The organism is Zoogloea sp. (assembly GCF_028689785.1).
In the GTDB taxonomy this organism is placed as follows: domain Bacteria; phylum Pseudomonadota; class Gammaproteobacteria; order Burkholderiales; family Rhodocyclaceae; genus Zoogloea.
Map to the genome: position 1 here is coordinate 104926 of NZ_JAQVCN010000003.1, position 26123 is coordinate 131048.

Below are 26123 nucleotides of genomic sequence, written 5' to 3' on the forward strand. Positions count from 1 at the left end.
TTCGAGTACCCCGCGATCATGAAAATTCTCGTTACCGGCGCTGCCGGATTCATCGGCATGCACACCAGCCAGCTCTTGCTGGCGCGAGGCGATCAGGTGGTCGGTCTCGACAACCTCAATGATTACTACGACGTCCAGCTCAAGCACGACCGGCTGGCCCGCCTGACCCCCCACGAGAACTTCCGCTTCGTGAAGATGGACGTGGCCGACAACGACGGCATGGCCAGGCTGTTTGCCGAAGAGAAGTTCGACAAGGTGATCCACCTGGCCGCCCAGGCCGGCGTGCGCTACTCCCTGGTCAATCCCCAGGCCTATGTGGAAAGCAACCTGGTGGGCTTCATGAACATCCTGGAAGGCTGCCGTCACAGCAAGGTCAAGCACCTGGTCTATGCCTCCAGCTCCAGCGTGTATGGCGGCAACACCCGCATGCCCTTCTCGGAGCACGACAGTGTCGATCACCCGGTGAGCATGTACGCGGCCACCAAGAAGGCCAACGAGCTGATGGCCCACACCTACAGCCACCTGTTTGGTCTGCCCACCACCGGCCTGCGCTTCTTCACCGTGTATGGCCCGTGGGGCCGTCCCGACATGGCTCTGTTCCTGTTCACCAAGGCCATCCTTGAGGGCAAGCCCATCGACGTGTTCAACCACGGCAAGATGAAGCGTGACTTCACCTACGTGGACGACATCGTTCAGGGCGTCATCAAGACCCTCGACCACACCGCCGAGCCCGATGCTGCCTACAACGCCGATCAGCCCAACCCCAGCACCAGCAACGTGCCTTACCGGGTGTTCAACATCGGCAATAACAACCCGGTGGAGTTGATGGCCTTTGTCGAGGCCATCGAGAACGCCCTGGGCAAGCAGGCCGAGAAGAACTTCCTGCCCCTGCAGGACGGCGACGTGCCGGCCACCTACGCCAACACCGATGCCCTCAACGCCTGGACCGGCTTCGTGCCGGCCACCCCGGTGCCCGTGGGCATCGGCCGCTTCGTCGAGTGGTATCGCGGCTACTACGGCAAGTAACGTGCTTGCTGAGGGCCCTGTCCTCGGCTGCCGTTTGCTGTGGGGCCCGTCGTGGATCGGTTAAACTACGAACTGATTCACGATCGGGTTCTTTGGAATGCGGAAAATTGGGTATCGCTTCGGCTTGTTGCTGGGCTTGGGCCTTTTGGCGAGTTGTCCTGGTGTTGCGTTTTCCCAGCGGGTTGAATGGGAAACGCTCAATGCCGATGTGGCCCGGCTGGACAATCAGGGGCGTTACAGTCAGGCACGGATCCTGGCGTCGCGTGCGCTGGACGTGGCTGCGCGGAATTACCCCGCCACAGACCCGCGAGTTGCCACATCCCTGAGCAATCTTGCGGCGATCCACTATCGGGAAGGTGATTATTCACGCTCCCTGTCCCTGTACCGGCAAGCACTGGCGATTCAAAAAGAACAGCCGACCCGCAATTCTGCCGAGATCGCCGTGCTTTTGAACAGCATTGGCGCGGTTTTGCTTGAAACCGGGCGTTATTCGGAGGCGACAGATTCCCTTGAGGATGCCCTCTTCCTGCGCGAGAAGTTGCGTGGAGATGTGCGCCTGGACGGCGTTGCCAGTGTGTTACATAACCTTGGTGGGGTGAGCAAGGCTCAGGGCTCTTTCGCTGCGGCCAACAGCCTGTTTGGCAAAGCCGAGAAAATCCGTGTCCAGTTGTACGGAGAATCGAGCCTCAAGGTGATCGATACCCGCCTGTCCCTGGCCGACATGTATCGGCAGCAGGGGCGTTATTCGATCGCCAAGTTGTTCCTCAACGATGCGGTGGTTGATCTCGACAAGCTGGTTGGGCCAAGCCATCCTGATACGCTAAGTGCGCGGGCTGATCTGGCCAGTGTCGAAATGGAGTCTGGCAACTTGTTGGTTGCCGAACGGCTGTTCAACTCCGTGCAGAAGGGCCTGGAGGAGCGGCTTGGGGTTGAGCACCCGCGGGTTGCGGTCCTCCGCGGTTTCATGGGGGAACTCCAGCGGGAGCTCGGGAATCACGAAGCTGCTGAGAAACTGCTGGTCTCCTCGTTTGATACGCTCAGCCGGGTGCTCGGGGGGGCGCATCCGACTACCGCTCTGGCTCAGGAGCGTTTGGCTCGTCTTCGCCTGGAGCAAGGGAGGCTCAATGAGGCTGCAGGGCTGGCGAGGGCCGCATCACTTACCCGGCGCGAAACGCTTGGTGAACGTCACCCCGCGTTGGCGGCATCCTATGTTTTGAGTGGCAAGCTTGCCTTGGCTCAGGGTTTGCCGGCTGCAGACATCGACGATGATGCCGAGCGAGCGTTGGCGATTGTTCGTTTTGCCTTTGAGGGAGACCACCCGCTGGCCCTGGAAGCTTTTCGTTTGAAGGCTCGTGCTGCGATGTCGACGGGTGATCATGCAGATGCAGCCCGGCGCTACACCGAAATGCTGCCTCTGGCCGAGCGCCTGTATGTGCCGGACTCGCTGCCGATCGCCAGGTTGCATCTAGGGAGAGGGGAGGCGCTGCTGGCGCAGGGGGACGAGGCCAATGCGGTAAGCGATATCACCCGCGCTCTGAACGTTTACAAAAATGTGCTGGGTTCTGACAGTCCGTTGCTGGAGGAGCCCCTGCTGCTCGCTGCGCAGATCAAGAAACGGGAGCTGCAGGAGGAGTCCCTGCGCAATCTGCTGAGCCTCAGGGAGAAACGTTACGGTGTCGAGAGTGGAAAGGCTTTCGATGCCGCAGAGCGGCTTGCGGACTTTCTCGTCAGCGAGCGCCGTTATGTGGAAGCGCGTCCGATTTACCTTCGCCTGTTGAAGGCATGGCAACCTTTGCTGCTTGATCAGTTCGCCGTATACGGAGAGCGGTACAGGCGGCTTATTGATGTGCTGAAGGCTAACGGAGACTATGCCGAGGCACAGACCGCTCTGGTTGCCTTGTTGCCTGCCGCAACGAAGACGCTCGGCGAGGAAAGTCCTTTTGTGCTGGATCTGCATTATTTGCGGCCTGAACTCCTTGCTCTTGAGAAGCGTTACGCCGAAGCGGAGGCCGCATACACATCCCTGCTCAGTTGGCGTGAGCAGAAGCTCGGCACTTCGACGCTGCCTGTGATCGGCTTGCTTGCCAACAACCTGGCGGAGGTGTGCCGACTGCAGGGCGCATACGATCGGGCCAATGCCAACTACCGCAAGGCCTTGTCGGCCTACTCAGCGTCGTTGAATGAGGTCCACCCGTTCGTTGCCACTGTTGAGCGAAACTTTGGCCTCTCCCTGTTTCAGCAGAAGCGCTTCCGGGAGGCGCAAAGTCACTTCAAAGCGGCTCTCCAGATTCAGGAAATGGCGGTTCCCCCAATCCCTGTCGAGATCGGGCTTACGTTGCAGCTTCTGACCGAGACAGCGATTGCTGAGAAGGAATACGTGGTTGCCGAGGAGTATCTTGCCAAGGCATACCTGGTTTCCAGGAAGCTCGAGGATCGGGCACTGCTGAAGAGTCTGGCGAACGTCTTCGATACGCTGGCTGGTGCCAAGGATGCGGGGGATGCTTCCAGCGTAAAGCGTCTGCGCGACCGGGCGGCCGAGCTTAGGGCTCGTAGTGGAAAGTGATGGGAGAGGCCAGGGTTGGGGCCAGGCTTGGTGTCACCATGATGAAACACGATGAGCATTCAGGGCGGTGTCATGGCAGTTGACAGTGAAGTGCAGTCTGATAGGCGCATCGGGCAGTTGCTCGTGGCTGCGAGCAAGCTTTCGCAGCGGGATCTCGATCACGCTCTGGCCGCCCAGAAACAGATGACGGATCTGTTGGGGCGCGTGCTGGTGCGGCTTGGCGTGGTGTCTGAGCGTGATGTGGCCGACGCTCTGGTTGAGCAGCTGGGTATTCCGCTGGTGACCTCCGATGCTTTCCCGGAAGAGGTCGTCCAGGTGCCCGGCGTGTCGTCTGACTACTTCAAGGCCCACAGGGTTTTACCACTGTCCTGTGACGGGGCTGTTCTCCGGGTCATGATGGGGGTGCCGCAGGATCTTTTTCGCCGTAAGGCCCTGGCGCTTGCCTCCGGATTGGAGGTGGTGCCGTTTCTTGGCCTGGAGTCCGAGATTGAGGGTGCTCTTGATCGACTGTATTCCGCCCAGGACGTTGAGGATCCGGATGCAGGAGACGATGAAGCTTTCTCCGGCGGGCAGGCGGGTAGCGAGTTTGTCGAGCACCTCAAGGATCTTGCCTCCGAAGCGCCCATCATCCGGCTTGTGAATCATGCGGTATCCAGGGTCATTGATCTGCGCGCTTCGGACATTCACATTGAGCCGTACGAGGATGTCTTGCATATCCGCTACCGAGTGGATGGCGTCCTGGTGCAGTCCGAGGCCCATCCTCCTGAGCTGGCGGCTGCCATCACTTCGCGAATCAAGTTGCTGGCGCACCTAAATATTGCCGAGCGTCGCTTGCCGCAGGACGGACGGATCAAGACACGAGTCAAGGGGCGGGAGCTGGATCTGCGGGTGTCCACTCTTCCCACGGTTCATGGCGAGAGCGTGGTGATGCGGGTGCTTGATCGATCAAGCATTCGTTTGAGCCTGGAGGACATGGGGTTTTCGCGGGATACGCTGGATGGTTACAAGGCCATGCTTGATAAGCCCCATGGAATCCTTTTGGTGACCGGGCCGACGGGTTCAGGCAAGACGACCACACTGTATGCATCCTTGGCCAAGCTGGATGCAGTGTCGATGAAAATCCTCACTGTCGAGGATCCCGTCGAGTATCAGCTGGACCGGGTCAATCAGGTGCATGTTCAGCCGCAGATCGGCCTGACGTTTGCTCACGCCTTGCGTTCGATCCTGCGGCAGGATCCGGACATCATCATGATTGGGGAAATGCGCGATTCGGAGACCGCCCAGATAGCGGTTCAGTCGGCATTGACGGGGCACCTGGTGCTGTCGACCTTGCATACCAACACTGCCGCGGGCGCGATTGTGCGTCTTGAAGACATGGGGGTGGAGCGGTATCTCATCACTTCTTCGGTCAACGGGGTGTTGGCCCAGCGCCTTGTCAGGACGCTTTGTACCAGTTGCCGGCGGGAAGTGCCTGTGACGGAGGAGGTGTGGGTGCGTTCGGGTCTGGTCCGGTTTGCACCGGAGGGCGAGCGGAAGCTCTACTCTGCACCGGGGTGTCCGGCTTGCAATCACTCGGGGTACAGGGGGCGCACCTCCATCCACGAACTGTTCATTCTCGATGGCGATGCGCACGATGCAATCTTGAGTGGGGCTGACGCAACAACCCTTCACAACGTCGCCCGCAAGGGAGGCATGCTGACGCTCTACGAGGACGGATTGAGGAAGGTGCTGCAAGGGGTAACGTCCCTCGAAGAGTTGATGCGCGCGACACACGATCAGATCAATGCCTGAGTTTCAGTACCTGGCTTCGAATCGTGAGGGAGCGTCAGTTTCCGGGAGTCTTGACGCAGAGTCTCTTGCTGCTGCCGAGGCTCGCTTACGCGCGATGGGGCTCGTCCCTATCAAGGTCCGTGCAGGAAGCAAAGCTCGAGTACCTGCGCTGTCGCAGGGTGCTGCGGCAGGAAATTCATGGCCTTCACGCCTGGGCACTCGCCGGGACAAAGGGGTCGGCCCGGAGGATGTGGCAAGCCTCACGAGTGAGCTTGCCGTCATGCTCAAGGCCGGGCTCCCCCTTGATCGTGCTGTACGCGTGATGGTTCAGATGGGGGGGCGCCCCGCGGTTGTTGAAGTCCTTGAGCAGATGCTTGCTTCCATCAAGGGGGGCAAGAGCTTCAGTGTTGCGTTGAGCGCCCATCATGCCCTTTTCGGGGATTTCTACATCAATATGGTGCGTTCAGGCGAGGTCAGCGGGCAGTTGGCAGAAGTGCTGGCTCGACTGTCCGAGCACTTGGAGCGAGTCAAGGAGCTGCGCCAGAGTGTGGTATCGGCGTTGATATATCCATCGATCCTCCTCACTGTGGCGATCTTGTCCGTTTTCATGATGTTGGGCTTTGTTGTCCCACAGTTTGAAACACTTTTCTCCGAGATGGGGGATGCACTGCCGCTTCCGACTCGTGTCATCATTGACCTCGGGCATTTCGTGGCCGACTGGGGGCTTGCGATGGCCGTGGGTTTGAGCGGTGTGGCCTTTGTGCTGACTCGCTGGCTCAAGACTCCGGATGGGCGGGTTCACAAAGATCGTTTGCTGCTTGCCCTGCCGGTGTTGGGGCCGGTGCTCAGAAAATACGAGCTGACGCAGTTCGCCCGTAGTATGGGAACGCTGATAGGCAACGGTGTTCCAATCGTTACCGCGCTCCAGATCGCTCTGAGCACGCTGGGTAGTCCCGCCATAAAAGGAGGGCTCGCGTCCCTGGAGCCTGCCGTCAAGCGCGGTGAGCGACTTGCAGATGCCCTGGCAAGCACCGGGGTTTTTTCACCACTGGCCCTGAACATGGTGCGGCTGGGTGAAGAGACGGGGCGCCTGGACTCCATGCTGCTGGAGGTTGCACGGGTTCAGGATGTGGAGATCCAGACGGGCATCAAGCGAGGTTTGACTCTGCTTGAACCGGCGATGATCCTCGTTCTGGGGGTCGTCATCGCAAGCATCATTGTGTCCCTTTTGATGGGCATTTTGTCCGTCAATGATTTGGCCGTTTAATTGAATTTGATCGAAAGACAATCATGAACAGAAGCAGGCAGTCCATTTCTGGTTTTACTCTCGTTGAATTGCTGGTTGTGTTGGCAATCCTCGGATTGTTGGCCGGGTTGGTTGGCCCGAAGGTGCTGTCCCAGCTGGGTGGCGCCAAGTCGAAGACTGCAGGTGTACAGGTCAAGGAGCTTGAGGCAGCTGCCGAGGTGTTCAAGTTGAATGTGGGGCGTTATCCCACATCCGCTGAAGGCTTGGGCGCCCTCATTGCCAAGCCGGCAACCGCGCCTGGTTGGGATGGTCCTTACCTCAAGAAGGGGGAGCTGCCTAAGGATCCCTGGGGGTTCGACTATAAGTATGAAAGTCCGGGCAAGCACGGTGACATCGATATCTACACTCTTGGTGCCGACAATGCGGTTGGTGGTGAGAAAGAGAATGCGGATGTTGGCAACTGGCAGTAAGGCTGGTGGCGGGGCGGTTGTGTAAGCGGGGGCGGCAGCGTAAGTTCGGCCGGGGCTTCACACTTGTCGAACTGATGGTCGCTATCGCCATCGCGTCGCTGATGTTGGGTGCAATGCCGCTGGCAGTGATGAAGGTGAGACATGCGGTGGAATACCGGGCAACGGTACGCCACGTGCTGTCCGCGCTTGGAGATGCGAGACGTGCTGCAGTGCGCTCGGGTGAGGCACACACCTTTTATGTGGATCTTGAAAAGCGCTCTATGGGTGTAGATCCGGGGAAGTCGCAATCCATACCTTCCGGCATCGAGATCAGGATGGTCGTTGCAGGCCAGCTCATCGCCCCGGAGGGAAAGGCTGGGATCCGCTTTTATCCTGGCGGTGGCGCTACCGGAGGTAGCGTGGAAGTGCTTGATCAGCCTGGTCACGGCACGCGTGTGCGCGTCGACTGGCTGCTGGGAAGGCTGTCTCAAGAAGCTTTGTTATGAGGGAGGGTCGTGTTCCGCTTGCCCGAAGGCAACGGGGGGTTTCGCTGATTGAGGTGCTGGCGGCCTTTTCGATCATGGCCTTCTCATTGGCGGTTCTCTATAGCGCATTGAGCACGAGCATCCGTTCAGTCAGATCTGTGGAAAGGCTCGACAGGGCTGTCGGTCTGGCGGAGCGCCTGGTCACTCGTTTCGACCTTGCGCCCAAAGGAGGGTGGCAGGAGTCGGGGCAGCAGGATGACGGGTACTCCTGGGCAGTGGTGATGACCTTGCTCCCCTCTGAAGTCGATCCCCCCGTTGTTCCTCTTTACCACCTCAGCGTCCGTATCGAATGGGTCGATGGTGGGCGCAACAAGCTCTTTGGCCTGGATACGGTCGTGCCTGAGAAGGTAGGCCTGCTGTGAGACGGGTGTCACTCGCACGAGGCTTCACGCTGGTTGAGGTGGTCGTTGCCCTGACCCTGCTTTCTCTCGTGGCCTTAGGCCTGACGACTGCCTTGAAGACCGTGGCTGATTCTGGACGGAGGATGGAGCTTGCGTTGCAGGAAAAGGAGGCCCATCAAGCCGTCTTGTCCTTGCTTGAAACGGCGTTTGAGACAGCCTCGGTCAAGCAGGTTTCCGTGGCTGCGGATGGAAAGGCGCCTGCACTTTACTTTCAAGGCCGTGCAGACAGTATCGAATGGTTGGGGGTGCTACCGGCTCGCCATGGCTTTGGTGGTCTTCACTTTCTTCGGCTTGAGTTGGGGCAGGGGGCAGGGGCGCAGAGTGGGCTGTTGCTGAGATATTTGCCCTTCCTCGTGCGTCCCGGTTATCCGGATTGGAGTCAGGCGGAGACCTATGAGTTGTTGAAGGGGGCACGGGAGATCAGCCTCCAGTATCAAGGACTGGATGAGTCTGACTGGAACCCTGAATGGATGCTGCAGCCCGTTCTGCCTGGAAAGTTGATGATGGTCGTCGCGTTTGGTGAGCGTGGGAGATCCGAGCTGGCTGTTCCGATTCTGGCCGCAGAGCGGCGGCCCTTGCCGAATGCCAAAATCCGATGAGGCGCGGTGAGTCCCGCCGCACCGGAGATCCGGGGGCTTTGGTCTACAGGCAGAGGGGGGTGGCGATAGTCGCCGTCATGTGGATTGTTGCCGCCTTGATGGTTGCGGTGTCGAGCATCTCCTATCTTGCGCGAGGTGATGTAAGGGATACGCGCCTGCGGCTTGATCGCGCACGCGCTGTGGCGCAGGGCGATGGTGTGATCCGGATTGCCTTGCGCAAGATACTCGAATCGAAGCAAGCCCTGGACCGTGCGCGGCGGATCGACATCGCTTTTGCTGATGTATCCGCAGTAGTCGACATCTTTCCGGGCAGTGGTTTCATCGACATCAATGCTGCGCCGGAGCCCTTGTTGGCAGATCTCTTTGTGCATGGTGCCGGCGTGGCGCCGGATCAGGCGACCGCGCTGGCCGAGCGGGTGCTTGACTGGCGTGATGGAGATAACCAGCCAATGCCTTTTGGGGCTGAAGATCCTGCGTATGAGGCTGCAGGGGTGAAGTTCCGTACGCGGAGTGGCAACTTCGAATCACCGGAAGATTTGCTCCAGGTTCTAGGTTTTGATTACGAGATTTTTGATAAAATCAAAGGTTTAGTAACGATATATGGCGGGGCTGGGGTCTCGCCATTGGCCGCGCCCGAGGGGGTCCTCAAAGTGTTGGCTCGAGGTGATGTGGAGCTCGCAATGCAGATTTCGGCGGCCCGTTACCAGGGGGAGGCCGTGATCGATACATCCCGCCTGGTTCAGGCCAACCTGACGGGGGGGGGCGGTTCAAATGTTGTTCTTGTACAGGCTAGATTCAATCTCGGGGGCGATCAGATCGTACGCCGACGTTGGGTTGATATGAGCTCCAGAGTGCCGGGCAAGCTCTGGACAGAGTTGCGAGCAGAGACGGCATTCCTGCCGCCTGCGGAGGGTCAGGGTAGATGATGTCCGATGGTCTGTTGCGCTACATGCGCGACGGTTTTTCTGGAATGCTGAAATGGCCGCTGTTTGCGTGGCTGCAACCGGTGGTGCCTGTCCGGTTGATCCGGGCCCAGGGCCTTGCCACGGTTGTCCTGGGTTGCAGCCTCGATACCGCACCTCCGGGCACTGTTGCCAAGGCTGCCGCGTGCTTGTTGCCCGAGGAGTCGGTACTCGTTCACGAGATCCTGCTGCCAGACTTGGGGTCTGAAGAAATCGGTGCTGTTGTTGCTGGGGAGGTGCGCTCGAACAGTCCTTTCCCCCCGGAGTCGGTGCTTTCAGGTTGGCTTGCAACGGCGATGCAAGACGATCGGCTCAAGGTCCGGATTGCGATGGCCGATCAGGGGCGTGTAGCAACGCACATGAAAAGTGCTGAGGTGGATCACGACGCCGAAGCGTGGGTGGAGGTCGCTGGCGGCGTGATCGCGCTGGATGGTGTCGGAGGCCGTGTCAGGCGTCGTTCTGAGCGAACGATCCTGACCGTACGTCTCTTGTTGATATGCCTGCTGATCCTGCAGGGGGCAGCCCTGTTTGTTGTTCCGCTTTGGGTGGAGCGGGATAGGGCGATTCAAGCGATCGCACAGCTGGATACATTGAGTAAGGCCAGTGCGCCTGCAGTGGGCGCGCGGGATGCGCTCAATCGCGTCAATCAGGGGCTTGAGGCGATGGCTGCTGTGGCGAAGGACAAGCTTGACGTTCCCGGACTGATCGAAACGCTGACCCATGTCGTGCCTGACGATGCCTCCGTGACGCGCATTGAGGTTAATGGTCGCCACGTCAAGATCATGGGCACGGCGGCCAATGGGACGGGCTTGCTGGATCTGTTGTCTGCCCGTGACGAGTTCAAGGAGGTCAAGGCGACCAGCCCGATTTCTCGCATGGGTGGCGCAAAGCGGGATTCTTACGTGATCGAGTTCGATGCGGTGTTGCAGGGAGGTGAAAGTTGAGGTTTCCAGGGCGCAGGGCGCGCACGATGGCTGGTGTCTGTGTCGTTGTGATGCTCGTGGGCCTGACGGCCTTGTCCTTCTATCTGCGCTACAAGCACGAGCAGATAGACAGTGTCCTCTCCGATGTAGAGGCACGTTATGCCCGTCTGCTTGGGATGAAGGACGTAGCAAGCGACATAGATGGCGCCTTGAAGCTTGCTCAGGCGGATCTGTCCAAGGCGGCGTTTGGCGTGGAGACGACGTCTGATCGCATCGGAACTGACATCCAGCAGAGAGTTCGGCGCATGGCTGAAGCCAGTTCGGTTGATGTGGCGGGGAGTCTGGCCTTGCCTGTCAAATCGTTGGCTGGGTTCGAGCAGGTTTTGGTGTCTGTGACGCTTGATGGAACACTGGCTGGGCTCCGTAACGTCTTCGTGGATCTCGGTGTTGAACGCCCGCATCTCTACCTCGACGCAGTGACCATCTCAGCTACCAACCGGAAGCGCAGTGACGGTGAGCCTCTCCTGTCCGCCCAGGTTACCGTGAGCGCGTTTCGAAAGCTCCCATGAACATCGTGAATCCGACGCTGCTGCTTGTTGCGGCGAATATGTTGTTTGCCGGAGGGGGGGCTTATTGGGCGTTGGATACGGATCCGACCTGGTATCCGCCGAAAGCCAAGCGGCCTGCGAAGGAATTGCTTGTAGCTGGTAAGGACACCTTCAGCCGCAAGGATATTGTCGAGTTGACGCAAACTCTGACTCGGCCGCTGTTTAGCGAGACACGCAAGCCTCCGCCTCCGCCTCCGCCGCCGCCGCCTAGCGCATCGCTAGAAACTGCGCCGATACGGGATCCGCTTAAAGACGTTCGAGTGATTGGATTGATTGAAGGCGAAGGGGGGGGGGCTATCATCAAGGTAGGTAAGGATGTAAGGCGCGTTAGTGTTGGGCAAGCGTTTGAGGGATGGACTCTTATGCAGGTGAGTGGCTTTACCGTGAAGTTTGCTAGCGGATCGAGCTCTCGGAGTCTGAATATGACGTTCTTGCCGCAGCCTGAGCCTGGGGAGGGGCAGAAAGATGGACTGAATGTATCAGTGGCGTCTCCTGTCAGTAGTGGAAAGCTTGGGCGTCCGTCAGATCCCGAAAAGGATCGTTTGAGCATGGAAAAGTACGCTGCGAGGGCTGCAGCAATTAAGCAGCAGTTCGAGGCATCCGCTGGTAAGAAGAAGTAGGACCCCTCGGGGCAATGATTATTTATGAGAACACTAGTTAGATGCACCGTCGTGCTGTCCCTGCTTTCAGGGTGCGCCACGGACAGATTGCGAAGCGAGCCTCCTTTGGCAGAGCGTGGAGGGCAAAAGCCTGTTGATGTGGATAAGTTGATCGCTGAGCGGAAAAAATCTGAAATGCCGCTTGTGAGCGGCGGTGGAGTGGCAGCTAGCTCCTTAGAAAAAGTGAAGCCCTCCCTGATCCGCGGTTCGGATCAGATGATAAAGGATGTTCCCGTAAAGGCTAGCGTTGCCGTATCTGGAAAGGAAGTATCCCTGCGTTTTGAGCAGGCGCCGGCGACGGATGTGGTACATGCGATTCTTGGAGATCTCCTGAAGGTTCCATACTCCATCCATCAACCAATCTCGGGAACAATAACTCTGCATACGCAGAGGCCCATGCCCCGTGATCAATTGTTGAGCGTCCTGGAGTCGGCCCTACGCGCCAGCGGTTTGGTGATGATGTCTGATTCGGCTGGTGTCGTGCATGTGGGCAAGCCCGACTCGTTCAAGGACTCAGTCCCGCCGCTAGGAAAGTTGGCGGCTCTCCAGAGTGGTCAGGGGCTAGTGGTCGTACCCTTAAAGTATGTCGGCGCTTCGGAGATGGCTGACATCCTCAAGCCAGTTACTCGTCCAGACTCCATTGTTAGAGTCGATTCGGTGCGTAATCTCCTCATTCTTATGGGCTCTAGGCAGCAAGTAGAAGGTTGGCTGGATATTGTCGACACATTCGATGTTGATGTATTGAAGGGCATGTCCGTCGGCCTTTTTCCTTTGCAGAATGTGTCGGTGAAGGAACTTGAGTCTGCCCTTCGAGCCATCTTGAGCGGCACTTCATCTGTAAGCGGAGCTGCTGCTCCTGCCTCGCGTGCAGCGGCTAGTCCCTCGGCTGCGGCCATCTCGCCTCTGGCGCCTGCCGAAGTCCAAGCCCTCCCCGCGATGGGGCCGCTCGGGGGGGTGGTAAGGTTGATGGCGATCGATCGCCTCAATGCCTTGCTTGTTGTGACGCCCCGCGCCCATTACCTCGAAACAGTAAAAGAGTGGGTTGAGAAGCTGGATCGCCCCAGGGATGGTGAAACAGAAAGGCAGTTGTTTGTTTATCCCGTCCAGAACGGGACTGCGCAGCACATGGCCAGTTTGTTGAACGCACTCTTTGGTGGAGGCGGGCAGGGACAGGCCGCAAATGCCAACAGCGGCATAGCACCTGGGCTAGCAACGGGCGCCTTGGGAACGCAGGGTGTGGGCGGAAGTTCAGCCCAGGCTTTTGCCAGTGCGGCTAGTGCAAATACTGGGCAGCAAGGGGCTGTTATCTCCCAAGTGAATCTTGGCAGTCAGGTGAAGGTGGTTGCCGATGAATTCAATAATTCGTTAATCATTTTCGCTCCCCGGGTCGATTACCGCAAAATCGAGTCTGCGCTAAGGCGCCTGGATCAGGCGCCTAACCAAGTTCTGATCGAGGCCAGCATTCTTGAGGTAACGCTAACTGATGCGCTGAAGTACGGGCTCCAGTGGTATTTTCAAGACTCGCTGCGCTCTGGTTGGAGTGGGGCCGGGCAGCTGACGTCCAGTTCTTCCGGGACGATTGCAGTGGCATCGCCAGGGTTCTCATACTCAATCACAAATCCTTTGGGCAACATCCGTGCCGTACTTAATGCCTTGGCAGAAAAGTCCTTGCTCAAGGTGCTCTCCAGTCCAAGCATTATGGTTCTGGACAATCACACCGCAGCCATCCAGGTGGGGGATCAGCAGCCCATCCGATCCGGTGAAACCGTAACTACAGGTGGAGTGATCACAAGTTCAATCCAGTACAAGGATACAGGTGTCATGCTGTCCGTGACACCTTCAGTTAACGCCGGCGGCTCCGTCGCCATGACTGTTAAGCAGACTGTCACAGATGTGGGATCGGTGGATTCGGCTACGGGGCAGCGGAGCTTCCTGCAGCGTCAAATTTCTAGCCGTGTAGCTGTTCGGTCGGGAGAGACAGTAGTGTTGGGAGGGTTGATCCGGGACAACAAGACAAATGGCCGACAGGGGGTGCCCTTGCTCTCGAGCATCCCGTATCTGGGCTCCCTTTTTTCGACGACCACCGAAAGTACAACCCGGCAGGAGCTGCTGGTCATGATCACGCCTAGGGTTATGCAGAGTGATGACGATATTCGGGAAGTCAGTGATGAGATGCGGCAGCGGATGCGCAGCTTGAGGCAGTACGGAGCAACGAACATCCGCGAGCAAGCGGGTGTCGGCGAACGCGCCTTGGCACCGTCCATAGAGTTAAGCGCGCCGTGATGGTCGAGTGGTTTTTGAGAGTGGAAGGATGTTTTATGAGTGAAGCTAGATTTTTAGTCACCTGTTTTAAAGCGGTTGGGCTGACGATTGCGGCTACCTTGCTTTCGGCCTGTGCCACATTGTCCCGCGCTCCTGATGAACAGGTCGGAGAGCGTGTTCGCGCTCGCTACGCTGCGCTGATCGCTGCTGATTATCAAGAAGCGCATAAATTCTACACCCCGGCCTTTAGAAAATCGTGGACATACCGTGAACTGATACTGATGCGGCCGCCGGTTGTGAAGTATGTGAAAGCCAGTCTTGCATCGGTTAAGTGTTCGTCAGAGGACGCCTGTGATGTTGGCGTAGAGGTAACTTACCGGACCGCAGGAGGCATCCGTGGTGTCCCAGAAGGGTTTGAGAGTTCCCGCTACAATGAGGAAAAGTGGATCAGGGTGGACGGTGAATGGTGGTTTTATCAGCCCGACTGACTTGTTGTTTTGGCGCAACTTATGTTTTTTTTTTGATCCGGTCGTTGTCGTTTTTGTGTGATGCGTGGTAAAAAATGGTGGCCAGGCTTAGCAGTTACTCTCTGTAGGTCTGCATCCTTTTGGCGCTTGCTAACAATGGTTAGATGTGAGACAATCTAAACGGTTACGTTTGTAGCTCTCCCTCCATGTGGCTGCGTCACAGGATAAAATGCAATTTTCATTTAATCGAAAAGGTAAAGTGTGATGAAGAAAAAGCTTCTTATGACTGCGATGGTTGCAGCGCTGGGTGGAGTCGGTACTGCGCAGGCTGTGCACGTGAACTCTGACGGTCTGGGCCAAGTTCTGATCTACCCGTACTACACCGTCCAGAACGGCTTTGATTCCTACATCAACCTGGTTAATACCACCGATGAAGTCAAGGCTGTTAAGGTTCGTTTCCTGGAAGGCAAGAACAGCCAGGAAGTGCTTGACTTTAACTTGTACCTCTCCCCGAATGACGAATGGTCCGGGAAGGTGACCACCAGCGCATCCGGCGGTGCCAAGCTTGAGTCCTCGGACACCTCCTGCATCGCTCCGTCCCAGATCAAGGCCGGTGGTGAAGATTTCCGTAACCTTCAGTACCAAGCGGACAGCATCAAGACTGTCGCCCGTACCCGCGAAGGCTATGTTGAAGTCATCGAAATGGGTGTTGTGACCGACACCGATTCGATTGCTGCTGCTACTCACGTCGGCGGTTCCGCCACCGTGATTGCTGCCCCCGCTAATTGCGGATTGATTCGCACCAACGCAAAGAGCACCACCGGTCTGTTCAATGGCGCTAAAGCATCGAACGGTATCAGCGCACCGACCGGTGGGCTGTACGGTTTCGTGACCCTTATCAACGTCAATAGCGGTTTGAAAACTACTGTTGATGCGATCGCCATTGATAATTTCTTTGTTGATCAAGTGGTTGCAGGTAATCCGCTGGGCTTGGATTTGCACTTCGCGCCGGGCACTACCAGCCCTTCGCTGGAAGATGTGAATACCGATGGTGAGATCATTGATGGTGCTAGCATCATTACCTTCAGTAGCGCTAACCCGGTTGACAGCCTCTCCGCAATCTTGACCCGTTCGAATGTTTATAACGACTATTCGATCGATGCCGGTCGTGATTCGAAGACTGACTGGGTTCTGACCTTCCCGACTAAACGTTTTTACGTCAATACCTCAACCCCGGCTCCTTTCACCGAAACGTGGAAAACTGCTACTTCCACGTCCTGCGATCCGATTCAAATCGTTTATTACGATCGTGAAGAGCGTCGTCATAACGTGACCATCGATGAAGACTTCTCTCCGAAGCCTGATGTCGTTGCTGCCACCAACTCGCTGTGCAACGAAGTCAATACGCTTTCCATCAAGCGCTTTGGCACGGCTGCTGGTACTAGCACCCTGTTCGGGGCTGAGTACACCAACGCCTCCTTTACGGTTGATGATGCAGGCTTTGTCGCTGGCTGGATGAACGTTTCCTTCGCCAATACCCTTGCCGGCGACGTCAGCATTGGCGGTCAAACTCCTGTTCCAGGTACCTTGATCGGTCTGCCGGTGGTCGGCTTCAGCGCACTGAGCAACAGCAACGGCACGCTAGTGGTTGGTGGTGTGAATGTCCTGTCGAATTACTTGGGCAGCTCTGCTCATAAGGGTGTTCGCGCATTGACTACCCCGTAATACGTAATGGTGTTGAAGCAAAAAGTAATGTAATACTTTTTGTTTCAATTTTAAAAAAGAAAAGCACCGGCTAGCTGGTGCTTTTCTTTTTGATCATGACTATCCTTAAGGTCTAGGAGGATGTCCGAAATGAAAAAGCTGTTTGTAACTTTTGCAGTATGTGGGCTGTTGCCAACCGCTAGTATTTCGGCAACAGATTTCGATATTTCTATTGACAATGGTGCGGTTACGCGTTACGTCTTGCAGAATTTGAGTGTTTCTGCGAGTGGTGCGGTTACTGTTTCAGTCACATCAACAGGAGCTGTGCCGACAGATCCCACTTATCCGCTGACGATTACACAGTCGGTAGGTGGAACGATCTCAGCGAACAATCCCCCTCCCTATACGTGCACGGGTGGAGTCTGTCCTTCCGTCGCTTTGACGGCGGCGCCCATCACGGACTACGCGTTCACCAGTTGGGGAGGTGCTTGTGCAGGCCAAACTGGCGCGACGTGTACTCTGCAAATGAGCACAGCTCGAGTCGTTAGTGCTACCTTTACGAGCACTGTTGCGCCCCCCCCTTCAACCGCGTGTAACCCCGCCAACACGACCGTGGTCGATGTTGCGACAGAACTGCCTTTGAAGTCTTTTGCTCGTACAGATTATCGACCGACGCCTGCGACGGTTTATTCGTTTGCATTCAAGACGACGTCGGCAAGTAATGTTGTTGCTGGACAGCTTTCCGTTGCGAAGTTGAGTTCTTCGTTGGCAGGGAAACTCATCGTTGTTTCCGAGTGTCGAGGGGATATAGACACAGCGCTCACATCGGAAAAGACGGGTGGTTGTGTTCGTTTCGGAGCTGAGACATCAACGATTTCATACGTAGTGAATGCGTTGCCACCTGTCAAGCCTTCGGCGTATTGCAATCTCAAACCAAATACACAGTATTATCTGAACGTTGTGCCGCGTCAGACGACTGATGGGGCGGCCAATTGCACCAGTACAACAAACTGCGGGTTCAGCTTCCTCGCTAATTGATTATATTTTGTGGCTACTAGGGATGGATCGATATTCGGTCCATCTTTTTTTGAGGTCAAGTAATGCGTTTCCAGAACTTTTTTTTGAGTCTCTTGCTTGCTGCTGCTCCCTGCCTTGCTGAAGACAAAGTGCTGATGAAGCATGAAGGAACTGTGCTTCGCCAAGGTGACCTAACTCGGGCTGTAAGCACTTTTGTTCCGCCAGATCAAATTGGCGCATTCTATGCGGATGAAAAGAAAGTCCGTGACACGATCGTTCGCGTTTTCATCCAGAGAAAGCTTGCCGAAGAAGCAGCCGCCAGAAAATTGTCGTCAGAAGAGCGTGCGACGATTGAGGATGCGAAGCTACGCGCGCAGTCTCAAGTTCAGATTGAATACCTGATAAATAAGCGCACACAGCCTGATTTTGGGTCAGCGGCTCTGGAAGCCTATAAAGCCAATAAGGAAAAGTACACTACGCCTGAGCGTGTGCAAGTCGAGCACATATTGATCGATATGAAGTCGCGCACGGAAGAGGCTGCCCTCGCGCGTGCCAACGAGATACGGGCGCTCGTGCTAAAAGGAGATCGAAAGTTCAGCGATATCGCACGTGAGTACTCCGACGATTCGTCAGTGTCGAGAAATGGCGGCGATTTGGGGCTATTCGCCAAAGGTGCGATGGTTAAACCATTTGAAGATGCCGCTTTTGCAATGAAAAATGTCGGTGATGTTTCTGAACCGATTAGTACCAAGTTTGGGTTTCATATTCTTCGCTACCTTGGCAGGGAGCCTAGTGGTTACACACCCTTTGAGAAGGTGAAGGAAGGGTTGGAGAAGGAAGAGAAAAGTAAGTTCAGAAGCAGAGTCCTGAACGAGGAATTTGAGCGCGTCAGTAAGGTAAATGGCGTTCAGGTTGACCAAGACGCAATCAAGGAATTGCTGAAGCCCGTTGTTGGCGCTGCCAAGCGCTAACGGGTAGTGGTTCGGATGAATGAGAGGCTCGGCTGGAATGCATTTTTAGCCGAGCTCTCCGCCAATACGATTTTTCCAGTCAGAATATAATGGCGCGCTTTTATCCAATATCTCCGCTGACGGCCATTCATGCCTTGATTTGCAACAGGCACATGGTAATTCAATTGACGAAGCGCGAAGTGGAGGGGCGTTACAAGGGGTCCATCTTTGGTTTTGCGTGGGCATTGCTCAATCCCCTTATTCTGCTTGCGCTGTACACATTTGTTTTTGGGTACGTCTTTCGAGCTCGATGGGGGGCTGGGAGCAATGTGTATGACTCTGCAGAGTACGCTGTCATTCTCTACGCTGGCTTGATTTTGCACGGTTTTTTTGCGGAGTGTCTCGCCCGTGCGCCAGGCTTGATTGTAGGAAATCCAAATTTCGTGAAGAAAATTGTTTTTCCATTGGAGCTTCTTGCTTGGGCGCATCACGGTGCCGCGTGGTTTCACTTCTTTATGAGTTGGACTGTGCTGGTGTTTTTTCAGCTAATTGTTTTTGGTCATGTCCCGCTAACGGTTTTCTTGCTTCCGATGGTCGTTCTTCCATGCGTCTTGTACGCTCAGGGACTGATGTGGGGAGTGTCCGCCCTTACTGTTTATTTTCGTGACCTTGCCCAGCTGATCGGCTTGGTTGTGACGTGCCTCCTGTTTGCATCCCCTGTTTTATATCCGCTTGATTCAGTGCCTGAGTCTTTTCGAGGATTCCTTTATCTCAATCCGCTAACGTCCTCGTTGGAGATGTTTCGATCGGTCATGATTTGGGGGCGAGTGCCTGATGTCTTCGAGTTGTTTTGTCAGATACTTGCAGGGCTAGGTGTGTTTTGCGGCGGCCTCTTCATTTTCCAGCGTAGCAGGAGTGGTTTTGCCGATGTCCTCTGAGTTGGGAGCCGCCGTCGCCGTTGTTGTTTCTCATGTAGTAAAGTCTTATAGAATTTATCAAAGGCCCCAGGATCGTTTGTTGCAAGCGCTCTTTCGAGGAAAGAAAAGGTTCTTTGAAGAATTTTATGCTGTCAAAAATATCGACTTTCAGATACGGCGCGGAGAGGTTGTCGGCATTCTAGGACGCAACGGGTCTGGCAAGTCGACATTGCTCCAGATGATCGCAGGCACGCTGGAGCCCACATCTGGAAGCGTTGTTGCGAACGGAAGATTAGCGGCCTTGCTTGAGCTTGGTGCCGGCTTTAGTCCCGACTTTTCGGGTATGGATAATGCCCGCCTTAGTGCGAGTATTCTGGGTCTGAGTGAGCCGGAGATTGAGCAGAAGCTGCCTGAAATACTCGCTTTTGCCGATATTGGCGATCATATATTTCAGCCAGTCAAAACATATTCGAGTGGAATGTATGTGAGGTTGGCTTTTGCCGTGGCCGCTTGCGTAGATCCGGATATCCTCATTATTGATGAGGCCCTGGCTGTCGGAGATGTGAAGTTTCAGACCAAGTGCTTCAGGCGCTTCGAAGAATTGGTCGCCTCAGGCAAGACGATCATTTTCGTTACTCACTCCGTTGAGCAGGTTGTGCGTCATTGCACGCGGGCTCTGCTGATTGATGGGGGCTGTCTGATTGACGATGGCGTGCCGAGAGAGATAGCAAACCGCTATCTGGACATGATGGTTGGTGCCGCCCCACCGATCAAGCACGCCAGTTCTCCGCAGCAGAGTGGAGGCAGCCTGTTGTCGGCCATTGAAACCCGGGCAGGCTATTGCAGTGGGGAATATCGGTGGGGTGAAGGCCGTGCCAGAATTCTCGATGCAACGCTGATTCGCGAGGGTGAGGATTCTCACTGTATCCAGTTCGATACCAGGGATCGAGTACAAATCCAGTTTGCCGTTGAGTTTGATGCGCCAAGCGAAAGACCAATTTTCGGGGTTTTCGTAAAGACGCCCGATGGTGTTACGGTGTACGGCAATTCAAGCCGTAATCTATGTCCTCCTTCAGAGGGGCGAAGGGTGGCGGCGGGTGACGTTGTGTCGGTAACCTTTTCGTGCTTGCTGAACCTTGGATGCGGTAGCTACGTGCTATCCCTTGGTGTTTCCGAGGATTCATTCGGAGAAATTGTCCCGTTGGACAGGCGCTATGATGTCATGCAATTCGAGGTTGTTAATTTCTCGGGAGCTGTCGGATTAAGCGATCTCGACGCGTCATGCCGGGTTGTCCTCATGTAGCCATGAGGGGGTAAATATCATTTTTAGAAAAATTCTCCAGAGCGTTCGTTCCCATATGCTGGCTTCCCCGGCTGGATGGAAAGGCGCCTATTCATTCAATGGTATGGATAGGGTGTGGGTCCCGATTTCTGGAGAGGTTGCCTTTTCCTATACTGACGGAACCGAGACTGAGCGGCAATTGCTGGAGTCAGTGAGGGCGGTCTCGGACAGAAGTGTTTTGTCCATGGAGATCAGGCAGCAGATACGCGACTGGCCTACTCGTTACCATTTCAGCCCGCGTCGTGCGAATCTGTTGAGGCCCTTGCTGCCCTATTTCGAGGGGAAGGATGTCCTTGAGGTGGGCGCTGGATGCGGTGCGATATCCCGCTTTCTGGGTGAAAGCGGTGCCCGTGTTGTAGCGCTGGAGGGGAGTGGTGCGCGAGCTCGGATCACGGCTGCCCGCTGCAAGGGGCTGGGTAATGTCGATGTTGTTGCCGATGTTTTTCAGAGCTTTCCGGTAGAGGCTCGTTTTGACGTCGTTACCCTGATTGGTGTGCTCGAGTACGCACGGATTTTCTTCGCCCACTCAGGAGAGGACGATCCTGTCGATGCGATGCTCCAGCACGCGAGGCGTTTCCTCCGGCCGGGTGGCGTTCTTATTCTGGCGATTGAAAATCAGCTTGGTTTGAAATATTTCGCAGGCTGCCTGGAAGATCACGTCTCTGTCCCGATGTTCGGCATTCAAGATCTTTATTCAGAGAATGGTGTGGTTACGTTTGGAAAGCAGGAGTTGGTGACGCGACTGCAGGCTTCAGGCTTTGTATCGCAATCATGGTTCTACCCTTTTCCTGATTACAAGCTGCCTACGTCTGTCGTTACAGAAGACGGCATGGCTGCTCATTCCACGGTTGATTTGTCTCCATTGATGAGTGCCTCTGTGGTGGCCGATTCGCAAACTCCTCCGCGCTTCCTCTTTTCCCTTGAGCAGGCGTGGGGCGTTGTGTATCGAAACGGATTGGCTGGAGATCTGGCGAATTCATTCCTTGTGGTTGCGGGCGGGGAGGATATGCCGCGCCATGATCCGAATGTACTTGTGCACCACTATTCCGTGGAACGACTCCCGCGATTCTCCAAGGCCGTGATGATTCGTCAGGGCGAGAGCGGAGCCCGGGTTGAATCGAGATTGCTTTGCCCCCAGAGCGCTGCCGCACCGGGGGACCGTCTGGGCTTGAAGCTTGCCGACGGTGATTTTTTAGCGGGCTCCCTCTGGCAAAAGGAGTTGTTTCGTGCGCTGAATAAACAGAACTGGTCGGTTGGTGAGCTAGCGCTCTGGGCAGATATTTGGGTTGGACATCTACTTGAGTTGATTTCGATCGAACGGCAGAGTATCGGGCTCGACACGCGCATTGATGGCTGTCTGCTTGATGCCGTGCCAAGAAACCTCTTGGTGAACGGCATTGCCGGCCAGTTTATTGACCTGGAGTGGAACTGGAAAGAAGGCGTCGAATTCGGACACCTTCTTTATCGCGCAATAATGCTTGGCCTGCTCTCGGTCGGTAGTGTGGCGGCTCCATGTGACCCGTGTTTGCTCAATGCCGGGAATTTATTTGTTGCTGTCTGCCGTGAGCTCGGTTTTGATTTTTCCTGGGAGCGCTTTGAAAGAGTTCATTGCCTGGAGCGGGAAATTCAATATCAAGTGAACGGCGTCGAGTGGATCCGTTTTGACGAGATTGCTGGATACCGGTTGTCTGCCAGGTGAGGCCCGTTCGCTAATTGGTCCAACTGCAGCCCATGCATAGCCAGGGGCTGCAGCTTTTTCCGCCTGCTGTTTTTACTTCTCGATCAAGTAGTAGACGCTGCCCCTGTCCTCAAGCCTGTCATTTCCTTCCAGTTCATTGAAATGGCTGTCGACGATCTTGGGGCAGATTTTTCTGATCAGTTTGTCGAATGACTCCCGACTGTAGCGATTGCCCCAGGTCCAGCCTGGTGCGGGTGCTTCAAAGTAGTCCGTGTCGTTTGTCGCCAGAGATACGACGTTTTGAACGATGAGGTACTTGCTCGCCGTTTTGTAGGAAAGAGTCAGGATTTCTTCCGGGTTGCTGACATGGTATAGCCCCCCCACGTTTGCAACGATGTCGGTCGGGATGAGTGCCGTGTCGGGAGAGATGTTTTCCTTGATGAACTCGATGCCCTGGATGCCAAGACGTTCGGCAATCAGTTTTGCGTTCTTGAAGTGACCGTCGTGGTCATTGTCTATGCCGATGCTTCTGCTGCAGCCGAGGCGTGCTGCAACCATTGCGTAATAGCCGTCCGCACAAAAAAGCTCGGTAAAGGAAATATCGTCTGATACACGCTTTTTCGACTTCGCAATGGCGTAGGCGATGTAGGCGGAGATGATGGGGGCCTTGGTCTTTTGATTGAGTTCAAAGATTCCGGGGAGCTGGGCGTTGTCGACGCCGAAAAATGAATAGCTGTGATAAAGCGGGCCCAGATCGTGAAGGATGTTGTCACGCTTTTCTGTTCTAGCTCCGTTCATCATGTGGCTGCCTTCGAGGAGTTGTTATTGACGCGTTGGGACCGTCTTGAGTATAAGATAATCCGCTTCTCCACCCATTCCCATGAGCACGCAGCGATGGGGATAGTTATGGCCAGTGTCGCGATAAGCAGCCAGGGGAAGCGGTAAAAAATCGCTTCGCGGAACAGTGGCTGTTCCATCAGCAAGTCGATAACCGGAAAGTGCCAGAGATAGACGCCATAGCTTATTGTGCCAAGATAGACGACAGGTCGTGCGGCCAATATATGTCCATGCTTTTTATCTCCCAGACTGGTGCGCAGGATGATGGTGGCGACACTCAGATTCAATAGTGGTGTCCAGCCATAAAATATGAAGCTGTCGGTCCAGTATTTTTTGTAATTGTAGTGTTGCCAGTAAAGCAGGGCTATGAGGACGATCGCCGATGCGAGGATAGGTATCTGGCGGGCCGTGACGAAGCGCCGAACACCTGCAAACCTCTGCTTCGTGACGATTTCGACATGCATCCAGGCGGCCAGCAAGCCCATGCCAAAGGAGTCGATGGCGCCAGGCAACTGGACGGCCATGGTGACTTTCTCGTTCATTGGGGCGTTTGCCATGGTGATTACGGCAAAGTGCCTCCAGGCGGGCATGATCATGATCAGCAGCAGGCACAGGTATCTGATTTTTCCCGGGGCCAGCAGGGCCGAGAGTGCAGGAAGCACCAGGTAAAAGGAAAGCTCCACGGGCAAGGTCCACCACACGCCGACGAGCGGCTGGGTGCCTACTGGCGGGGGTGTGAATAGCATCAGCATGTGAAGCCACAGGCTGTCGGGGCTGGGGATCAGTTCTGCCTTGCCGCTACAGAAATAGATGAGTATCAGCAAACCCAGTTGCAGGTAGTAGGCCGGAAATACCCGGGCGAGACGGCGTGTCAGGAAGGGAATTGCTTCGGGGCGGCGGCCTTTGCCGGCATGCGCCAAGGCATAGGGGAGTCCCAAAAGAAAGCCGGACAACACGAAGAATATCTGCACGCCCGCCCAGCCACAGCTGAAAAAGGGCGTCAGGTCGATGCTGCCAATGGAGATGATGCGCGGCGTGGCGACAACCCAGGTGTGATAGATCAGTACCCAAAGCGCGGCGAGTCCGCGTAGGCCGGTTAGTTCGGGAAAGTCGCGCATGCTTGGTTGTGGAGCGCTCGTCAGCGCCGTGCTTTTAGGTGAGTCCACCGCACCCGCACATACTTGTACACCTTCCCCGCTGACACCGCCGTGCTGAGCAGCGCCTTGTGTACCGGGTTCAGGTCGGTGCGCTTCTTCAGGCTGGCGGCCCACTGGGATTGGCGAATGTACTGGATCAGGCTGTGGCGGTCGCGGCGGATGAAGGGGGAGCGGAGCAGGACGCCCATGGAGGGAACGGCGCTTTGCTCCACGAATTGGCCGACGCCGAAGACTTCGTTGTGGCTCAGGGAGGTGTAGGCCTCGAGCATCTCGCCCGGGGTGCGGGTGACGAGGGCGTTCCAGATGGCGAGGGCCTGGGGGCGCAGCTCGGCGCTCGACACGGCGTGGTTGTCCAGGTACTCGGCCCAGGCCTGGGCGGCGAAGAGCACGCCCTGCTGGAAGTGGGACACGTAGCTGTGGAAGACGGTGTTCTCTTCGTCGTCGATCAGGCGCTGGGCTTCGATCTTGCCCGAGGGCAGCAGGCGGTAGCCTTCGACGCTGCCGTTGGGGGAGTTGCTGAGCATCTCCAGGGGGGCCACGGCGTCCAGGAGGTGGCTGGCCTCGGGGTGCTGGTTGAGGTTGGGGCCGAAGGCGTGCTTGCGGCAGTTGACCGGCTGTTCGTTGAGCACCCGGGCCAGGCCGAGGTAGTGGCCGAAGAGGGTCTTCTCGGGCAGGACGTGGGCCAGGTTGTCCTGGATGGTGCCGCGCCAGCCGATGTCCACGATGCCGATGCGGCTGTCGGTGGCGGCAAGCCCCTTCTGTTCGATGTAGGCGAGGAGGCGCTGGGCGTCGCCGGTGGACTTGCCTTCGATCAGCTGCTGGAAGTCCGGGTCGGCAAACAGCGCCTGGACGCGGGCGTCCTGCCAGGGGTAGACCACCTCTTCGCCGATGGGCAGCCCGTGCCGGCTGCACAGCCCTTCCAGCGCGGCCGGTTCGAGGCCCAGGGAGCGGGCCAGGGCGAACATGGACTGGGTGCTGTAGAGGTTCCACATGCGCATCAGCTCGGCGGTGCTCACCTCGCGCAGGGACGCGCAGAAGGTGGCCAGGCGGCTGACTTCGAGAATGCCGTGGGGGGGCAGGGGCAGGCCGGCGATCTTTCCGTGGGGGAAGAGGCGCTCGAAGATCTGGATGAAGAATTCGCCTTCCCGGGTGAAGAAGAACAGGCGGTCGAGCCCTTCGGCGACGCACTGCTCGGCGACCGACAGACAGAAACCCACCCACAGGGGGGCAGCCTGGGTGCCGAGCAGGAAGGCGGCCCGGGCATCGCCATGGCGGCCGTCGAGGGCGTCGTCGCGCCCGTCGGCGATGATGCGTTCCAGGTGGCCGAAGAGGGTGGCCCGGTCGGCAAACAGGCTCTCGCGCAGTTCCCGCTCGGCGTGGGGCTGTTCGGGCAGGTAGTGCACCGAGGTGATGCCGATGGCGCCGGGGATGGTGACGTCGGAGTGGCGGTTGTCGCCGATATGGACGTGATGTTCCGGGGCCACGGCGAAGGCCTCATGGACGTGCCGGAAGAGCTGGCCGGAGCGCTTGTTGAGGCGGATGTCGCAGGAGCTGATGCCGTCGGCGGCGATGTCGTCGAGGCCGTGGTGCTGCAGGAGCGCGTTGAGCATGCCGGCCGGCATGTAGAAGTCGGACAGGAACAGGGTGCGTTCGGCCGGGTACTGGCCGATCACCTCGCGGCACTGGGGGTCGGGGAAGGTGTTGGCCTTCTCGAGGGCCAGCTCGGCGGCGGCGAGCTCGTCGGCCACCCGCGCGGGATTGACGCCCGGGGCGGTGACGACCCGCTGCACCAGGTGTTCGAGAACATGGTGCAGGGTGTACTCGTCGTCGGTGCCGGCCCGGGAGGCGGCGCGGGCCAGCTCGCCCTCGATCTGGCAGCGTTCGCGAAAGATCGCCCAGTGGTCGCCAAAACCGTCGGCCAGGTGGGCGCTGAAACGCAGTTGCAGATGTCGCGCGGCGGTGAGCTTGATGAAGTCCGGGTGGCATTTGCGCCGGAGCAGGGTGTCCCAGACATCGAGCGTCTTGAGCTTGTACATGCGGG

23 protein-coding genes are annotated in these 26123 nt (G+C 56.8%); 20 read left to right on the top strand and 3 right to left on the bottom strand.

Annotation, left to right across the window (positions count from 1 at the left end):
• Positions 1-18: 18 nt before the first annotated feature.
• The 20 genes from PHI64_RS02705 (at position 19) to PHI64_RS02800 (ending at position 22109) form a co-directional block, all read left to right on the top strand.
• On the top strand, positions 19-1026 hold the full coding sequence (locus PHI64_RS02705; protein ID WP_299878176.1) for an NAD-dependent epimerase: 1008 nt from the start codon (positions 19-21) through the stop codon (positions 1024-1026).
• A gap of 97 nt (positions 1027-1123) precedes the next feature.
• The gene (locus PHI64_RS02710) at positions 1124-3589 is read left to right on the top strand and encodes a tetratricopeptide repeat protein (protein ID WP_299878179.1); all 2466 of its coding nucleotides are present in this window, start codon (positions 1124-1126) and stop codon (positions 3587-3589) included.
• A 51-nt stretch (positions 3590-3640) separates the two neighbouring features.
• The gene (locus PHI64_RS02715; RefSeq protein ID WP_299878182.1) at positions 3641-5380 is read left to right on the top strand and encodes an ATPase, T2SS/T4P/T4SS family; all 1740 of its coding nucleotides are present in this window, start codon (positions 3641-3643) and stop codon (positions 5378-5380) included.
• 229 nt (positions 5381-5609) lie between these two features.
• On the top strand, positions 5610-6626 hold the full coding sequence (locus tag PHI64_RS02720; RefSeq protein WP_299878185.1) for a type II secretion system F family protein: 1017 nt from the start codon (positions 5610-5612) through the stop codon (positions 6624-6626).
• 23 nt (positions 6627-6649) lie between these two features.
• Positions 6650-7075: a type II secretion system major pseudopilin GspG gene (gspG, locus tag PHI64_RS02725; RefSeq protein WP_299878188.1), complete on the top strand. Its 426-nt coding sequence runs from the start codon at positions 6650-6652 to the stop codon at positions 7073-7075.
• 5 nt (positions 7076-7080) lie between these two features.
• Positions 7081-7560, top strand: coding sequence for a prepilin-type N-terminal cleavage/methylation domain-containing protein (locus PHI64_RS02730; RefSeq protein ID WP_299878191.1), 480 nt, complete (start codon positions 7081-7083; stop codon positions 7558-7560).
• Complete coding sequence (locus PHI64_RS02735) at positions 7557-7961, top strand: type II secretion system protein (RefSeq protein ID WP_299878194.1); 405 nt, start codon at positions 7557-7559, stop codon at positions 7959-7961. The genes PHI64_RS02730 and PHI64_RS02735 overlap by 4 nt, the downstream gene beginning before the upstream one ends.
• 5 nt (positions 7962-7966) lie before the next feature.
• Complete coding sequence (locus PHI64_RS02740; protein WP_299878197.1) at positions 7967-8599, top strand: type II secretion system protein J; 633 nt, start codon at positions 7967-7969, stop codon at positions 8597-8599.
• 59 nt (positions 8600-8658) lie between these two features.
• The gene (locus PHI64_RS02745; protein WP_299878201.1) at positions 8659-9525 is read left to right on the top strand and encodes a type II secretion system protein GspK; all 867 of its coding nucleotides are present in this window, start codon (positions 8659-8661) and stop codon (positions 9523-9525) included.
• The gene (locus tag PHI64_RS02750) at positions 9522-10505 is read left to right on the top strand and encodes a PilN domain-containing protein (protein WP_299878204.1); all 984 of its coding nucleotides are present in this window, start codon (positions 9522-9524) and stop codon (positions 10503-10505) included. Before PHI64_RS02745 ends, PHI64_RS02750 begins: the two co-directional genes overlap by 4 nt.
• A 50-nt stretch (positions 10506-10555) precedes the next feature.
• The gene (gspM, locus tag PHI64_RS02755; RefSeq protein WP_299878207.1) at positions 10556-11053 is read left to right on the top strand and encodes a type II secretion system protein GspM; all 498 of its coding nucleotides are present in this window, start codon (positions 10556-10558) and stop codon (positions 11051-11053) included.
• Entirely contained in the window at positions 11050-11712 is a 663-nt protein-coding gene (locus PHI64_RS02760) for a hypothetical protein (protein WP_299878210.1), read from the top strand. Before gspM ends, PHI64_RS02760 begins: the two co-directional genes overlap by 4 nt.
• A gap of 138 nt (positions 11713-11850) precedes the next feature.
• A complete protein-coding gene (gene gspD / locus PHI64_RS02765; protein ID WP_299878213.1) occupies positions 11851-14034 on the top strand; it encodes a type II secretion system secretin GspD in 2184 nt (727 codons plus the stop codon).
• A complete protein-coding gene (locus tag PHI64_RS02770) occupies positions 14034-14501 on the top strand; it encodes a hypothetical protein (RefSeq protein ID WP_299878216.1) in 468 nt (155 codons plus the stop codon). Before gspD ends, PHI64_RS02770 begins: the two co-directional genes overlap by 1 nt.
• Before the next feature lie 243 nt (positions 14502-14744).
• Positions 14745-16205 carry a hypothetical protein gene (locus PHI64_RS02775; RefSeq protein WP_299878219.1) on the top strand — a complete coding sequence of 487 codons (1461 nt, stop codon included), beginning with the start codon at positions 14745-14747 and terminating at the stop codon, positions 16203-16205.
• A gap of 129 nt (positions 16206-16334) precedes the next feature.
• On the top strand, positions 16335-17222 hold the full coding sequence (locus PHI64_RS02780; RefSeq protein WP_299878222.1) for a hypothetical protein: 888 nt from the start codon (positions 16335-16337) through the stop codon (positions 17220-17222).
• Between the two features lie 62 nt (positions 17223-17284).
• On the top strand, positions 17285-18172 hold the full coding sequence (locus tag PHI64_RS02785; protein WP_299878226.1) for a peptidylprolyl isomerase: 888 nt from the start codon (positions 17285-17287) through the stop codon (positions 18170-18172).
• Between the two features lie 89 nt (positions 18173-18261).
• On the top strand, positions 18262-19089 hold the full coding sequence (locus tag PHI64_RS02790; RefSeq protein WP_299878229.1) for an ABC transporter permease: 828 nt from the start codon (positions 18262-18264) through the stop codon (positions 19087-19089).
• Positions 19079-20371 carry an ABC transporter ATP-binding protein gene (locus PHI64_RS02795; RefSeq protein ID WP_299878232.1) on the top strand — a complete coding sequence of 431 codons (1293 nt, stop codon included), beginning with the start codon at positions 19079-19081 and terminating at the stop codon, positions 20369-20371. Before PHI64_RS02790 ends, PHI64_RS02795 begins: the two co-directional genes overlap by 11 nt.
• 223 nt (positions 20372-20594) lie before the next feature.
• Positions 20595-22109 (top strand): bifunctional 2-polyprenyl-6-hydroxyphenol methylase/3-demethylubiquinol 3-O-methyltransferase UbiG, encoded by a 1515-nt coding sequence (locus tag PHI64_RS02800; protein WP_299878235.1) that lies wholly within the window; start codon positions 20595-20597, stop codon positions 22107-22109.
• Between the two features lie 72 nt (positions 22110-22181).
• On the opposite strand, the gene PHI64_RS02805 is transcribed toward PHI64_RS02800, so the two are convergent.
• The 3 genes from PHI64_RS02805 to PHI64_RS02815 are packed head-to-tail and all read right to left on the bottom strand — an operon-like array spanning position 22182 to position 26118.
• Positions 22182-22889: a class I SAM-dependent methyltransferase gene (locus tag PHI64_RS02805; RefSeq protein WP_299878237.1), complete on the bottom strand. Its 708-nt coding sequence runs from the start codon at positions 22887-22889 to the stop codon at positions 22182-22184.
• Positions 22886-24043, bottom strand: coding sequence for an acyltransferase (locus PHI64_RS02810; RefSeq protein WP_299878240.1), 1158 nt, complete (start codon positions 24041-24043; stop codon positions 22886-22888). Before PHI64_RS02810 ends, PHI64_RS02805 begins: the two co-directional genes overlap by 4 nt.
• Before the next feature lie 20 nt (positions 24044-24063).
• Positions 24064-26118: a hydrolase gene (locus PHI64_RS02815; RefSeq protein WP_299878243.1), complete on the bottom strand. Its 2055-nt coding sequence runs from the start codon at positions 26116-26118 to the stop codon at positions 24064-24066.
• Positions 26119-26123: the final 5 nt, after the last annotated feature.

Excerpts from the sequence above, each read along its gene's own strand:
- PHI64_RS02705 (WP_299878176.1), top strand. The coding sequence starts at position 19 with ATGAAAATTCTCGTTACCGGCGCTGCCGGATTCATCGGCATGCACACC.
- PHI64_RS02710 (WP_299878179.1), top strand. The coding sequence starts at position 1,124 with ATGCGGAAAATTGGGTATCGCTTCGGCTTGTTGCTGGGCTTGGGCCTT.
- PHI64_RS02715 (WP_299878182.1), top strand. The coding sequence starts at position 3,641 with ATGAGCATTCAGGGCGGTGTCATGGCAGTTGACAGTGAAGTGCAGTCT.
- gspG (WP_299878188.1), top strand. The coding sequence starts at position 6,650 with ATGAACAGAAGCAGGCAGTCCATTTCTGGTTTTACTCTCGTTGAATTG.
- PHI64_RS02735 (WP_299878194.1), top strand. The coding sequence starts at position 7,557 with ATGAGGGAGGGTCGTGTTCCGCTTGCCCGAAGGCAACGGGGGGTTTCG.
- PHI64_RS02750 (WP_299878204.1), top strand. The coding sequence starts at position 9,522 with ATGATGTCCGATGGTCTGTTGCGCTACATGCGCGACGGTTTTTCTGGA.
- gspM (WP_299878207.1), top strand. The coding sequence starts at position 10,556 with ATGCTCGTGGGCCTGACGGCCTTGTCCTTCTATCTGCGCTACAAGCAC.
- PHI64_RS02760 (WP_299878210.1), top strand. The coding sequence starts at position 11,050 with ATGAACATCGTGAATCCGACGCTGCTGCTTGTTGCGGCGAATATGTTG.
- PHI64_RS02770 (WP_299878216.1), top strand. The coding sequence starts at position 14,034 with ATGGTCGAGTGGTTTTTGAGAGTGGAAGGATGTTTTATGAGTGAAGCT.
- PHI64_RS02775 (WP_299878219.1), top strand. The coding sequence starts at position 14,745 with ATGAAGAAAAAGCTTCTTATGACTGCGATGGTTGCAGCGCTGGGTGGA.
- PHI64_RS02780 (WP_299878222.1), top strand. The coding sequence starts at position 16,335 with ATGAAAAAGCTGTTTGTAACTTTTGCAGTATGTGGGCTGTTGCCAACC.
- PHI64_RS02785 (WP_299878226.1), top strand. The coding sequence starts at position 17,285 with ATGCGTTTCCAGAACTTTTTTTTGAGTCTCTTGCTTGCTGCTGCTCCC.
- PHI64_RS02790 (WP_299878229.1), top strand. The coding sequence starts at position 18,262 with ATGGCGCGCTTTTATCCAATATCTCCGCTGACGGCCATTCATGCCTTG.
- PHI64_RS02795 (WP_299878232.1), top strand. The coding sequence starts at position 19,079 with ATGTCCTCTGAGTTGGGAGCCGCCGTCGCCGTTGTTGTTTCTCATGTA.
- PHI64_RS02800 (WP_299878235.1), top strand. The coding sequence starts at position 20,595 with ATGGAGATCAGGCAGCAGATACGCGACTGGCCTACTCGTTACCATTTC.
- PHI64_RS02805 (WP_299878237.1), bottom strand. The coding sequence starts at position 22,889 with ATGATGAACGGAGCTAGAACAGAAAAGCGTGACAACATCCTTCACGAT.
- PHI64_RS02810 (WP_299878240.1), bottom strand. The coding sequence starts at position 24,043 with ATGCGCGACTTTCCCGAACTAACCGGCCTACGCGGACTCGCCGCGCTT.
- PHI64_RS02815 (WP_299878243.1), bottom strand. The coding sequence starts at position 26,118 with ATGTACAAGCTCAAGACGCTCGATGTCTGGGACACCCTGCTCCGGCGC.